Here is a 12782-nt window from a genome sequence, read left to right as displayed (position 1 = left end):
GTCTCCTCGGGCAGCACGTGGGTCAGGGTCGGGTGACGGCGTCGGCCGCGCCACCGTGGGCGGACAGCGGCACCCCGTCGGCGCGGGCGTGCAGGGGCGTATGCCGCTCGGCCGGCTTGGCCATCCGGTCACCCGTGGGGAAGTCGAGCTCGAGGACGTCCTTGCCGAGCTTCTCGAACTCGGGCAGCTCGATCGGGTAGACGCCGGAGAAGCAGGCGGTGCACAGCTGGTCGCGCGGCTGCTGTGTGGAGGCGACCATGCCGTCGTGGCTGATGTAGCCCAGGCTGTCGGCGCCGATGGACTGCCGGATGTCCTCCACGTCCAGACCGGTGGCGATCAGCTCGGCGCGGGTGGCGAAGTCGATGCCATAGAAGCAGGGCCAACGCACCGGCGGTGAGGAGATCCGCACGTGCACCTCGGCGGCGCCGGCCTCGCGCAGCATCCGCATCAGGGCGCGCTGGGTGTTGCCGCGCACGATCGAGTCGTCGACGACCACCAGGCGCTTGCCGCGGATCACCTCGCGCAGCGGGTTGAGCTTGAGCCGGATGCCGAGCTGGCGGATGGTCTGGCTGGGCGCGATGAAGGTGCGCCCGACATAGGCGTTCTTGACGAGGCCGTTGCCGTAGGGAATGCCGGACTGCTCCGCATAGCCGATCGCTGCGGGGGTGCCCGACTCGGGCGTCGGCATCACCATGTCCGCCTCGACCGGGTGCTCCCGGGCCAGGGTCCGGCCCATCTCCACGCGCGACTCATAGACACCACGGCCGTTGAGGGTGGTGTCGGGGCGCGCGAGATAGACATACTCGAAGACGCAGCCCTTGCGGTCGGTCTCGGCGAACCGTTGGCTGCGCAGGCCGTTCTGGTCGATCGCGATCAGCTCACCGGGCTCGACCTCGCGGACGAACGAGGCACCCACGATGTCCAGGCCGGAGGTCTCGGAGGAGACCACCCACCCCCGCTCCAGCCGACCCAGGACCAGGGGACGGATCCCCTGGGGGTCGCGAGCGGCATACAGCGTCTGCTCGTCGCAGAAGACCAGGCAGAACGCGCCCCGCAGGGTGGGCAGCACCTGCAGGGCCGAGGCCTCGAGGGAGAGGTCTGGGTCGGCGGTGAGCAGCCCCGTGACCAGGGCGGTGTCGGTGGTGTTGCCGCGGCGGAGCTCGCCGGGGGCCTTGCTCAGGTCGCCGCCATAGGCCTCGGCCAGCTGGTCGCGCAACTCCCCGGTGTTGATCAGATTGCCGTTGTGCGCGAGGGCGACGGTCTGGTCCTGCGTGCCGCCAAGCGTGGGCTGGGCGTTCTCCCAGGAGTTGCGTCCGGTGGTGGAATAGCGGCAGTGGCCGACCGCGAGGTGACCGCGCAGCGAGGCCAGGCTGGACTCGTCGAAGACCTGGGACACGAGGCCGACGTCCTTGTAGACCAGCAGCGATCGGCCGTCGCTGGTCGCGATGCCGGCCGCCTCCTGCCCGCGGTGCTGCAGGGCATAGAGGCCGTAGTAGGTGAGCTTGGCAACCTCCTCCCCCGGCGCCCAGACACCGAAGACCCCGCACTCATCCTGGGGGGCCTTCTCGTCGGGCATCAGATCGTGGGAGAGCCGTCCGTCTGCGCGTGCCACGAGTCCATCGTCCCACACACCGCCCCACCACTTCACCGAGCGCACCGTGTTGCCCCCCAGCCCCAGCCCCACCGAGCGCGCCGTGTTGCGAGTCACGAGGGCACCGAGCGCGCCGTGTTGCGAGTCACGAGGGCACCGAGCGCGCCGTGTTGCGAGTCACGAGGGCACCGAGCGCACGGCGTCGCCCTCGCGCCTACCCTGGACGCATGCGTCATGGCATCTGCATCCTGCCCGAGCACCCCTGGGCCGTGGCCGAGCCCCTCTGGCGGCGTGCCGACGAGCTCGAGTTTGACCACGCGTGGACCTATGACCACCTGGTGTGGGGCGGGCTCCCGGACTCACCGTGGCACTCCACCGTCGCCACGCTGACGGCGGCCGCGATGGTCACCGATCGGATCAAGCTGGGCACGTTGGTCAGCTCCCCGAACTTCCGGCACCCGGTCGAGTTGGCCCGTGATGTCGTCACACTCGATGACATCTCCGGTGGGCGGGTGCTGCTGGGCGTTGGTGCCGGTGGCGACCTCGATGCCGCTCTCCTGGGCGAGTCGCTGACCCGGGGCGAGCGCTCCCGTCGGTTCCGCGAGTTCGTGCCGTTGCTGGACCGGTGCCTGCGCGAGGACCACGTCGACCATGCCGGGGAGTTCTTCACCGCTGTCGACGCCCGCAACCTCACCCCGGTCGCGGCGCCGTTGGTTGTCGCCGCGGAGGGGCCGCGGGCGATGGAGCTCGCCGTGACGTATGCCGAGGGCTGGGTCACCACCGGCCCTGCCAGTGGCGACTGGGCCCAGCGGGATGCGGTGGACGAGTGGTGGCGGGGCGTCGCAGAGCGCGCGGAGCGGTTCTCTGAGGCTGAGTCTGTGGGGGCCGCTGGCGCTGGCGCCCGGCCGCTGGACCGCTATCTGACGCTTGATGCCTCGGGACCAGCCGCGCTGAGCAGCGTGGAGTTCCTGACCGAGCAGGTGGGGCGCGCCGCGGGGCTCGGGTTCACCGACGTGATCGTGCACTGGCCGCGTCCCGAGGCGCCCTATTCGGGAGACCTCGGTGTGCTGGAGGCCTACCTCGCGTCGGTGCCACCCCCGAGCACCTGACGTCGCACTCCGCCCGAGTGCCTGTTCTCAGGTGCGCGTGGCATCCTTGAGGGCGTGACCACCCCGCAGCGCCGACCCATCACCCGCCGTCCCCGGATGGTGCCGTTCCTGGCGACTGGCGCCCTCATCGGGTTGATCGTCGGGGTTCTCCTGGCCTACTTCGGGCCGGCATCGCCCTACGCTTCTCCGGCACAGGAGATGATCGTGATGGCCGTGCCTGGCGCTCTCGTTGGCGGTCTGCTGGGCGGCATCATCTATCTCGTCGCGGAGCGTTTCACCCGCCGATAGCGCGCTGGCCCCAGCACTGTCCACCTCCGCACCAGCCCCCCCGCCCCGCGAGCACTCGCTCCAGCGCTAGTCCGCCTCCAATCACCGCGGTCAACGCTGACCTTGCGATTGAGACCTTGCAGATGCCTGAACGGGCAGGCATCACCGTGGTCGAATTCTCAAGGTCAGCTCGCCACGGGTGGATCCTGCTCGGCGAGCGCCAACCGGATCTGCGCGAAGAAGTCGTCTGCGCGAACCCGCAGACCGAGGACCGGCACCTGCAGGCTGGTGATGTTCTTGTCCTGCAGCCCAAGGTGGTTGAAGCGCAGAGAGTCCTCAACCACCCCCAAGCCTTCGTAGTGATGCGCGCCCTGAATCTCGACGTGCAGATTGGGGTGCTCCCAGTGCACGTCGAGATAGACGCGGCCCCGTGGTCCGGTGCGGACGACCTGGCGGACTGGTTCGGGCAGCCCCCGTCTTCGGCATTCCCGCGCGAAGTCCAACTCGCCCAGGGAGTGCGCGCCGTTGCAGACGTCCTGGATCACGTCGTGGAGGACTGTCCGCCGGGCCGAATAGTGAATCCCCGACCACCGAGCGAGCACGGCGGCTGGAGCGACGAGTCGCTGCTGCAGAGTCATCGCGACGAGCGTGGCTGCCTGCCGATCCGAGGTGGCCCACTGTGCACCTCGGATCACCGCCACCTCCGGTCGCGTGCGCCGCAGCCCTGAGGTTAAGGCAGGGCCAATGTCACGCAGCCGGTGGTGAACAACTCCGTCAAGGGGACGGACTGTGGCCCGGTTGGGGACACTCACATGAATGACTGACTCGTTCCACGACTTCAGGCCAGCTGCAAGCAGGGCAGTCGGCCCGTCCAGCACCGCGTGGCTGCCGGACTCCCACAGTGCTGTCCACCACTGGGCCCGCTCGGAGTCGGAGGGTGGCGTGATCCTTAGGGTGTGGCGCCCCTCGCGCGCCCACGCACCCCGGTCCACCTCGCCGGCCACCTGGCCTCGCGTCAAGCCTGCCTTCACCAGCATGGCGATCGTCGCTCGCCCGTCATACGGAGCAGCAACTGACTCCGCCAAGGCGTGACGGCGTTCCCGCTTGCGGCGCGCGGCTGCTGTTCGCTGGGCACGATCCGCCGACTTCTGTGCGCGTCCCTGCTCGCTGTCGGTGTCCATGCGCAGCCAGTGTGCCTGGGCATGGAGCGCTGCTGTGCCACTTATCCACAGGCACTCCTGGCCGGCCACATCGTCCAGTTCGGTGGCGCCACACGTCACCCACCCCAGCCATGCCCAGCGCAGGCGGCAATGACCTTGAGATTGCGACCTTGCTGATGCGCGGACCGGAGCGAGAGTGCGAGGTCGAAATCGCAAGGTCAGCACAGAGCCGTGCGCAAGGTCAGCACAGAGCCGTGAGTCGCGCCAATCACACGTCCAGCAGAACCACCAGGTCACGCGCCCACACCGCAGAGCCGTGAGTCGCGCCAATCACACGTCCAGCAGAACCACCAGGTCACGCGCCCACACCGCAGAGCCTGGGATATCACCGCAGAAACTAGAACCAGCAGGTCACAGGTCCAGCGGGAGCCACTCCGAGAGGTCGGCGCGCTGGCCGCTGGCGCGGACAGCGCCCGCCTCGCGCTCCTGCTCCCAGGTGGAGGCCCCGGTGACCATCCGCAGCCAGGACTGCGCGTCGGCCTCCACCACGTTGGTGGGGGTGCCGCGAGTGTGGCGCGGGCCTTCGATGCACTGCACAGCACCGAAGGGCGGCACGCGGACCTCGACCGAGCGGCCGGGTGCGCGCTCGGCGAGCTCCTCCAGCGTGTATCGCACAGCCGTGGCGAGCGCCTGGCGGGGCACCTCGTCCGGTGCCGAGCGCCAGAGCGCCAGGGCCTGCTCGCCCTGGTCCAGCGGGGTGCGTCGACGTGGCGGCAACCCTCAGCCCAGCGGATCGCGCTCGATGGGGCAGGACATGCAGCGAGGACCGCCGCGACCGCGCCCAAGCTCCTGGCCGGCGATCTCCAGGACCTCAAAGCCCAGTCCGCGCAGGAAGTCGTTGGTGACCGTGTTGCGCTGATAGGCCATGACGACACCCGGCTCGAGAGCCAACACATTGCAGCCGTCGTCCCACTGCTCGCGGGCCGCGGCGCGTGGGTCCTGGTCTGCGGCGACGACACGAGGCGTGCCGATGCCCATCGCGTCCCCGATCACCTGCATCATGTCGGCCGGGTCGTTGGAGCGGATGTGCAGGTCGGGCAGCGCGGAGTCCCCGGCGCCGTTGGAGGTGATGGTGTAGCTCGAGAGGTCGGGCAGGCCCGAATACTTGGTGAAGGTCTGCTCGTCGAGCATCGTCATCACGGTGTCCAGGTGCATCACGGCCCGCGCCTTGGGCATGTCCAGCGCGATGATCGTGTCGATCTGGTCGGAGGCGAGGGTGCGCTGCGCGAGGCGCTCGACCCCCTGCGTGGTGGTCCGCTCGCTGACGCCGACAAGCAGCACCTTGTTGCCGAGCACCAGGATGTCGCCGCCCTCGGCGGTGGCGGGTCCCGCCTCGACGCCCTCGGTCCACCAGTCCATGCCGACGTCCTTGAACATCGGGTGGAACTGATAGATCGCCTCATAGTGCACGGTCTCGCGGCGCCGGGCCTTCTTGTGCATCGAGTTGACCGCGACCCCGCCATAGAGCCAGGCGGACGTGTCCCGGGTGAACAGGTGGTTGGGCAACGGGGCGAGCAGCGCCTCGTGCGGGTCCATCTGGGCGATGACGACCGAGCGCGGGGCGTCCATGCGCTCCAGCACCTCAGCCTTGGTGATGCCGCCGATCAGAAACTGCGTGAGCTCCCGGTCGGCCATCTTGTCGAACAGCTCATGCATCTCCTGGGACGCGAACGGACCGAGATGGCGGTCATCCAGGGTCTGCGACAGGATCTGCCGCCGCGCCTCGGGGATGGCCAGCGTCTGCTCGAGCAGCTCGTGGAAGTGGTGCACGGTGACGTCACGCTCGCGCATGACGCGGACGAACTCGTCATGCTCCTCCTGCGCACGCTCGACCCAGAGGATCTCGTCGAACAGGTAGCGCTCCTTGTTCTCCGGGGTGAGGCGGTGCATCTCCAGGTCAGGTCGGTGCACGATCACCTGCCGGAGCCGGCCCACCTCGGAGCCCACGTGGAGTGGCATTGCTGATCCCTTTCGTCGCTGCGGTGCGTCGGCGGTTCCCATCTTCGCACCGATCGGGCGTGGAGAGACCCGGAGAGTATGCCGTGGGGCAGCTCTCCCGGCACGTCACCTCCCGCGCCGGCCGGCGAAGAGGCACGTGGCAGGCTGCAGGGATGCACCTCGTTGTGATCTTCGGACCCCCGGCGGTGGGCAAGATGACCATCGGACGCAGGGTCGTCGAGCGTAGCCAGTTCCGACTCTTCCACAACCACGCCATGATCGAGCCGCTGCTGGAGGTCTTCGACTACGGCACCCCGCCGTTCCGACGTCTGATCGGCGCCTTGCGCCAGCAGGTCGTCGAGGAGGCTGCTGCGGCCGGGACGGACCTGGTGATGACCTATGTGTGGGGGCTCGAGATCCCCGAGGACGCGGAGGAGATCGCTCAGCAGATCTCTCCCTACGTCGACCGTGGTGCCGCCATCTCGTTCGTGGAACTGGCCGCGGGGCTGGACACGCGGCTCCAGCGCAATCGCACCGAGCACCGGCTGGCGGAGAAGCGGTCCAAGCGCGACGTGGAGTGGTCCGACTCCAACGTGCGCGAGATGCAGCGGCACGTGATGAACACCGGCGGGGACCAGGACGCGGACCTGCCGGGCCTGCGGCTGCTGAGACAGCACCCGCACCTTCGCGTGGACACCAGCGAGCTGGCTCCGGAGCAGTCCGCCGAGCGCATCCTGGCCTGGCTGTCGGGATGAGCGATCTGCTGCCCTGTGCGGACACGGTGCGGGTCGGCATACAGAATGGGCACCATGGACGCCACTGTGCTGCACGCCCCGGGAGACATCCGCCTCGAGCAGGTGCCCGACCCCGAGATCCTCCGCCCCACCGACGCCGTCGTCAAGGTCGCAGCGACCTGCGTGTGCGGGTCGGACCTGTGGCCCTATCGCGGCGTCTCAAAGGTCACCCGGCCACGGCGCATCGGCCACGAGTTCATCGGCGTGGTCGAGGAGGTCGGCGCCGAGGTGACTTCGGTGCGCCCCGGCGACTTCGTCATCACGCCGTTCCTGTGGTCGGACAACACCTGCGCCCACTGCGCGGCTGGGATGCAGTCAGTGTGCGCCAACGGCGGCGGCTTCGGCGGCAAGGACCGCAACGGGGACTTCGTGGACGGCTGCCAGGGCGAGTTCGTGCGCGTGCCCCTGGCCGACGGCACGCTGGTCGCCACGCCCGAGCAGCCAGACGAGGCCCTGCTGCCGTCGTTGCTCACGCTCACCGACGTGCTGGCCACCGGCTGGCACGCCGCCGTCTCCGCGCGGGTGCAGCCCGGCAGCACCGTGGTAGTGGTCGGCGACGGTGCCGTCGGGCTCTGCGGGGTGCTGTCCGCCTCGCTGCAGGGTGCCGAACGGGTGATCGCGATGTCCAGGCACGCCGACCGACAGGCCGTGGCCACCGAGTTCGGCGCGACCGACATCGTGGCCGAGCGCGGTGACGAGGGCGTGGCCCGTGTCATGGAGCTCACGGACGGCGTCGGTGCGGACGCCGTGCTGGAGTGCGTCGGCACCAAGGAGTCGATGGACCAGGCCCTGGCCAGCGCCCGCCCCGGCTCGAGCGTCGGCTTCGTGGGTGTGCCACACGGTGCGGAGCCGCCGATGGGCCAGATGTTCAGCCGCAACGTCGGCCTCGCGGGAGGCGTCGCGCCGGTGCGCGGCTATCTCGCCGATCTGCTCCCCCGGGTGCTGGATGGTCAGATCAACCCCGGCCGGGTCTTCGACTCCGTGCTGCCGCTGAGCCAGGTCGCCGACGCCTATCGCGCGATGGACGAGCGCACCGCCATCAAGGTGATGCTGCGCCCCTGAGCCGGCCACCGGCCCCGGTGAGCCGAAGATCGGACGCCGGCCCCGCGGCATACGGACTCCACGATCGGGCCCCACCGATTTCGGAGGTCAGCAGCCCGTCAGGTAACCTCTGCGACGGAGGATTCGCATAGTGGCCTAGTGCGCACGATTGGAAATCGTGTTGGGATAAAACCCTCGGGGGTTCAAATCCCCCATCCTCCGCCACGAGTCCTGACCCAGGACGACGAGACCCTCGGCCCCCAACAGGGCCGGGGGTTTCGAGGTCTCCGGGTCCACGAACAGGGTTTCGTCAGACCCCGCCCTGCCCTCTACACTGGAGCCGGTCCCCCGTGCGGTGGTACCTCACTGAACTCCCCCAGGGCAGGAATGCAGCAAGGGCAGGTGAGCTCTTCCAGGTGCGCGGGGGGCCTTTTCATGTCTCCGCCCAGGGCACGTGACGCCGTTATGCCTTCGTGACCGAGTCGGTGGGAACCGCTGCGGCACCACCCACCGTCGCAGGGTCATGAAGAAGACGATGCTTGCAGTGCTGCTCGTGGTGGGGCTCGGTGCCACGGCATGCTCAGGGGACCCCGAGCCGAACGACCCCGACAAGGGCACGAGGACGACGGGCCCTGAGCGAACCGCCGATGATCACGAGGGCGCGCGCCGCTACTTCGAGGACTACACCGAGGCCGCGGACGGGGATGGTGCCGTCGGGGCCGCAGCACCCTCCGCCGTCGACTCCGCGCAGGAGGAGGGGGCCGTGGAAGCCGATGTCGCTGAGCCCATGCCGGTGCCGCCGGGACCGATGCCTCCTCCTCCAAGCCCCGGGGAGGACAACGAGTTCACCGACGTCGGGGACACGAAATGGGTTGCGGCCCAGGAGAGCCCGCAGTCGACCTTCGCCCTGGATGTCGACACCGGCTCCTACCGCGTGGCGCAGTCCCAGGCCGCCGAGGGCCTGGCCCCGGAGCCGGACTCCATCCGGGTCGAGGAGTGGGTCAATTCCTTTGCGTATGCCGACAACTCACCTGAGCAGAGCGCGTTGGGCCTGCAGGTGGAGACCGGGGCGGCGCCGCGTGCCGAGGACGGGACCGCCCTCGTGCGCGTCGGCATCAGTGCGCAGGATGTGGCCGGCGAGGACCGCCCGCCGGCGAACATCACCTTCGTGATCGACACCTCGGGCTCGATGGACATCCGGGAGCGGCTCGGGCTGGTGAAGTCGTCCCTGGCGCTGCTGGCCGAGAGCCTCAACGAGGACGACACCATCGCGATCGTCACCTACGGCGATGACGCCGAGCCGGTGCTGGAGCCGACCAAGGTCGCCGACCGCGACATCATCATCGGTGCCATCGACGACCTGACCAGTGGCGGCTCCACCAACATGGAGGCCGGTCTGCGGATGGGCTATCAGCAGGCCCGCGAGGCCCACATCGAGGATGGCATCAACGTGGTGGTGCTGGCCTCCGACGGCGTCGCCAATGTCGGCATGACCGACGGGGACGCACTGGCCGACGAGATCGCCGGCGCGGGCGAGGAGGGCATCCACCTGGTCACTGTCGGCTACGGGATGGGCAACTACAACGACACCCTCATGGAGTCCCTGGCCAACCAGGGCGACGGCTTCTACGCCTATCTCGACACCTTCGAGGAGGCCGAGCAGCTCTTTGTCGAGGACCTCACGCAGACGCTGACGGTCGTGGCGCGCGATGCCAAGAGCCAGGTCGAGTTCAACCCCGAGTTCGTCGAGTCCTTTCGCCTCATCGGTTATCAGAACCGCGCACTGGAGGACGACGAGTTCCGCGACGACACCGTGGACGCCGGCGAGCTCGGTGCGGGACACCGCGTCTCTGCCCTTTACGAGCTGATCCCGACCGACGCTGTCACCGACGGTGCTGCCGTCGGTGAGGCCCGGCTGCGCTGGGCCGACCCGGAGTCCGGGGAGACCGCGGAGGTCAACGCGCCCATCACGTGGTCCCAGGACGAGTCGTCACAGACCCTGCGCCTGGCCGCCCTGGTGGCCGACTCGGCCGAGCTGCTCAAGGGCAACAGCATCGTGACCGAGCGCGGCACCACCCTCGAGCAACTGCGCACCGAGGCCGAAAGCCTGGCCGCTGAGGACGTCGACGGCGTGGAGGAACTGCTCGGCCTGCTCGACTCGGACCTGGAGTTGTCCGAGCGGCCCAGCGACGACTAAGCACCGGCCGGGGAGGCGTTCTCTAGACTGTGGCCATGATCTTCCAGGGAGTGGGCGACGGGCAGCCCTACCCACCCCACCATCTGGAGGACTGGTCCCACCTGCCACCGCGGATGATCCGGCTCGATGAGTTGATCACCACGAAGTCGACCCTGGACCTGCAGCACCTGCTGGCAGCGGACTCCACCTTCTATGGCGACATCTTCTGCCATGTGGTGGAGTTTCGCGATCAGCTCTATCTCGAGGACGGCCTGCACCGTGCGCTGCGGGCCGCTCTCGCGGGACGGCCCTTCGTGCACGGGCGTGTCCTCGTGGTCACCGCACCGAGTGCTCGATAGCGTTCGCTCACCGGATCTAGAGGAGTTCTCCCGTGGGATATGTCCGCACTGCCGGCATGTCGACTGCCGCTCGCCGTCGTCGCCGTCGCGCTGCCCTTGTGCTGACCGCGCTGGTCACCGTGCTGGCGGCCGTTGGTCTCTACGCCCTGGCCTACTTCCAGGGTTGGTTGCCCGACGATGATGGTGGCACCGGTGACAGTGACCAGGTGACCGCCACGACGGCGGCGCCGTCGCTGCAGCCGGAGGAGGTGACGGTCAACATCTACAACGCCTCGGGCGCGGTCGGCATCGCCGGTCGCACCAGCGAGGCCCTGGCCAGCCACGGCTTCGAGATCGACGCGGTGGACAACGCCCCCCAGGGCACCGAGGCCCCACAGGTCGCCGAGATCCGGCATGGCCCGGAGGGCGAAGACGCAGCCAAGCTGCTGAGCACGCTGGTGCCCGATGCCGTGCTGGTCGCCGACACCCGCGAGGACGCCGAGGTCGATCTCTATATCGGCACGGACTTCGTGGAGGTCGAGCCCGCGGAGACCGACGAGTCCGCCACTGAGACCGAGTGACCATGAGCGAGGCCACCATCAGCCGGGTCATCACGGCCTCTCCCGAGCGGGTGTGGGAGGTGCTGACCGACCTGGAGCACGCGGCCCAGACGCTGAGCGGCGTCGCCTCCGTGCACCTGATGACCGACGGACCGTATGCCGTGGGGACCCGGTGGCGCGAGACCCGCACCATGTTCGGTCGGTCGGCCACGCAGGAGATGTGGGTCGCCGGGTGTGATCCGTTGCGGAGCACCGAGGTCCAGTCGGAGGCGGGCGGCACCCGGTTCACCACGACCTTCACCCTCGTGCCGCAGTCCGACGGAGCCCAAACGGAGCTGACGATGCGCTTCGCCGCCGACGTCAGCACTGCCTCGGGTCTGCAGTCCATGGCGATGAAGATGTTCGGCAGGTTCGCCGCGCGGGCGAGCAGCAAGGCGCTGGAGCAGGACCTGGCGGACATTGCGACCGCCGCCGAGACGCAGGCCTGAGAGCCCAAAACCCTGCCCCTCCGCCCCGTTGCGCCGCCCCTGTCGTGCAACACCGGGCACCCGTGACCGCTCCCGCACGACACCACCACCGCACCCGCCGCCCCTGTCGTGCAACACCGGGCACCCGTGACCGCTCCCGCACGACACCGCTGCCACTATTCGCTCGACTCCCGACCGGCGAGCAGCCGCTGCACCTGGTCCATGAAGGCGTCTGGGTCAGTGCGCAGGCCGAGCACCGGGATGCGGAGCACGGGGTTCTTGACAATCACCAGCTCGTTGTCGCGCAACGAATCCTCGACCCGCTTCAACCCCAGACCGTGCTGCCCTCCGTCGATCTCCGCGCCCGCACGGTGCTCTTTCCACTGGACGTCGAGATAGATCCGGCCCTTGTGTCCACGTTGAACGACCTGCCGACTGGGCTCAGGCACCCGGTGCTCTCGGCACAGCTTCGCGAAGTCCAACTCCCCGAGCGCCTGCGCGCCGTTCGTGACGTCGTCCAGGATGGTGCTGATGAAGTCGACTCGCCCAATGCTCCGACGTCGTGCTGACCACTCCGCGAGCAGACGATCCCCCGTCGTCAGCTGCTGCTGGACCGGCATCACCAGGAGCAGCGCGGCCTGACGATCACTGACAGCCCACCCGGCCGCGTTAAGTCGCCGCCTCGACAGACACTCTGGGCAACCCCGGCCCAGCCGATCGGTGCGCCATCCGAGGTCGGTGCAGGCGCACCCCCGGGAGCCGCTTCGAACGAGAGCCTCGAGGCACCGTCACGTGGATCACGGAGTCATCAAAGTTGCTCAACCCAGCCATCAAGAGCGCTGAGCTGCCGTCCAGCAGGGCACCAGACCCCGACTCCCACACCGCCCACGCAGCCGTGGCAGGCCAGGTCGTTGGCCTGCGCCAGGGCCAGGAACCGTCGGGCGCAGCCAGCCCGCCCGCTGTGGGTGGCCCGATGAAGATCGTGTGCCTCCCCACGACGGTCCAGCGGCCTCCCCGCACCTCGCTGCGCTCCTCATCACGAGAGATCCTGTCCGCCCGCAGGGTGCGCCGATGCACCACCCCGCCGTTGCGCTCGGCCTGAACACTCGCGAAAGTGCGACGTCGTTCCTGTCGCTCGCGCCGCGACGAAGGCTCCCGCGTCTCTCGCTGCTGCTGCGTCTCTCGCGGCAGCGTCTCTCGCGGCTGCTGCGTCTCTTGCGGGGGCGTCTCTAGCGGCTGCTCTGACCCCCGGGTCGAGACGCTCCCACGGCCATCGGTCAC

The 12782-nt window shown here is 69.0% G+C and carries 14 protein-coding genes, 1 tRNA gene and 1 other RNA gene; 11 read left to right on the top strand and 5 right to left on the bottom strand.

The window, feature by feature from the left end:
- Window positions 1–22 precede the first annotated feature (22 nt).
- Window positions 23–1612 (bottom strand): amidophosphoribosyltransferase, encoded by a 1590-nt coding sequence (gene purF / locus NF556_RS02415; protein ID WP_252595670.1) that lies wholly within the window; start codon window positions 1610–1612, stop codon window positions 23–25.
- 206 nt (window positions 1613–1818) lie between these two features.
- Between purF and NF556_RS02410 the strand changes: the two genes are divergently transcribed.
- Window positions 1819–2700, top strand: a complete 882-nt coding sequence (locus NF556_RS02410) for an LLM class flavin-dependent oxidoreductase (RefSeq protein ID WP_252593914.1) — start codon at window positions 1819–1821, stop codon at window positions 2698–2700.
- A 54-nt stretch (window positions 2701–2754) separates the two neighbouring features.
- Window positions 2755–2988: a hypothetical protein gene (locus tag NF556_RS02405; protein ID WP_252593913.1), complete on the top strand. Its 234-nt coding sequence runs from the start codon at window positions 2755–2757 to the stop codon at window positions 2986–2988.
- A 164-nt stretch (window positions 2989–3152) separates the two neighbouring features.
- Here NF556_RS02405 and NF556_RS02400 read toward each other — a convergent pair whose 3' ends face one another.
- The 3 genes from NF556_RS02400 to NF556_RS02390 all read right to left on the bottom strand — a co-directional run bounded on the left by NF556_RS02400 (window position 3153) and on the right by NF556_RS02390 (window position 6146).
- Window positions 3153–4148: a hypothetical protein gene (locus tag NF556_RS02400; RefSeq protein WP_252593912.1), complete on the bottom strand. Its 996-nt coding sequence runs from the start codon at window positions 4146–4148 to the stop codon at window positions 3153–3155.
- Window positions 4149–4538: 390 nt separating this feature from the next.
- A complete protein-coding gene (locus NF556_RS02395; RefSeq protein WP_252593911.1) occupies window positions 4539–4904 on the bottom strand; it encodes a sterol carrier family protein in 366 nt (121 codons plus the stop codon).
- A gap of 3 nt (window positions 4905–4907) precedes the next feature.
- On the bottom strand, window positions 4908–6146 hold the full coding sequence (locus NF556_RS02390; RefSeq protein ID WP_252593910.1) for an arginine deiminase: 1239 nt from the start codon (window positions 6144–6146) through the stop codon (window positions 4908–4910).
- 152 nt (window positions 6147–6298) lie between these two features.
- On the opposite strand from NF556_RS02390, the gene NF556_RS02385 reads away from it, so the two are divergent.
- The 8 genes from NF556_RS02385 (at window position 6299) to NF556_RS02350 (ending at window position 11522) form a co-directional block, all read left to right on the top strand.
- Window positions 6299–6880: an AAA family ATPase gene (locus NF556_RS02385; protein ID WP_252593909.1), complete on the top strand. Its 582-nt coding sequence runs from the start codon at window positions 6299–6301 to the stop codon at window positions 6878–6880.
- A 54-nt stretch (window positions 6881–6934) separates the two neighbouring features.
- Window positions 6935–7981, top strand: coding sequence for a zinc-dependent alcohol dehydrogenase family protein (locus NF556_RS02380; protein ID WP_252593908.1), 1047 nt, complete (start codon window positions 6935–6937; stop codon window positions 7979–7981).
- A gap of 116 nt (window positions 7982–8097) precedes the next feature.
- Window positions 8098–8185, top strand: a tRNA-Ser gene (locus tag NF556_RS02375).
- A gap of 114 nt (window positions 8186–8299) precedes the next feature.
- Window positions 8300–8396, top strand: an RNA gene (gene ffs, locus NF556_RS02370) — signal recognition particle sRNA small type.
- An 87-nt stretch (window positions 8397–8483) separates the two neighbouring features.
- Entirely contained in the window at window positions 8484–10157 is a 1674-nt protein-coding gene (locus tag NF556_RS02365; RefSeq protein ID WP_252593907.1) for a vWA domain-containing protein, read from the top strand.
- 35 nt (window positions 10158–10192) lie between these two features.
- On the top strand, window positions 10193–10495 hold the full coding sequence (locus tag NF556_RS02360) for a type II toxin-antitoxin system VapB family antitoxin (RefSeq protein ID WP_252593906.1): 303 nt from the start codon (window positions 10193–10195) through the stop codon (window positions 10493–10495).
- A 56-nt stretch (window positions 10496–10551) separates the two neighbouring features.
- Complete coding sequence (locus NF556_RS02355; RefSeq protein WP_252593905.1) at window positions 10552–11055, top strand: LytR C-terminal domain-containing protein; 504 nt, start codon at window positions 10552–10554, stop codon at window positions 11053–11055.
- 2 nt (window positions 11056–11057) lie between these two features.
- Window positions 11058–11522 (top strand): SRPBCC family protein, encoded by a 465-nt coding sequence (locus tag NF556_RS02350; protein WP_252593904.1) that lies wholly within the window; start codon window positions 11058–11060, stop codon window positions 11520–11522.
- 155 nt (window positions 11523–11677) lie between these two features.
- Here the strand turns inward: NF556_RS02350 and NF556_RS02345 are convergent, their stop codons facing one another.
- Window positions 11678–12121 (bottom strand): hypothetical protein, encoded by a 444-nt coding sequence (locus NF556_RS02345; RefSeq protein ID WP_252593903.1) that lies wholly within the window; start codon window positions 12119–12121, stop codon window positions 11678–11680.
- A gap of 194 nt (window positions 12122–12315) precedes the next feature.
- Here NF556_RS02345 and NF556_RS02340 point away from each other — a divergent pair, with 194 nt between their 5' ends.
- Window positions 12316–12603: a hypothetical protein gene (locus NF556_RS02340; RefSeq protein WP_252593902.1), complete on the top strand. Its 288-nt coding sequence runs from the start codon at window positions 12316–12318 to the stop codon at window positions 12601–12603.
- Window positions 12604–12782: the final 179 nt, after the last annotated feature.

Origin of the sequence: Ornithinimicrobium faecis (assembly GCF_023923225.1) — a bacterium.
GTDB lineage: Bacteria > Actinomycetota > Actinomycetes > Actinomycetales > Dermatophilaceae > Ornithinicoccus > Ornithinicoccus faecis.
Note: the sequence above shows the minus strand (reverse complement) of the source record. Positions and strands in the feature narration are given on the sequence as shown.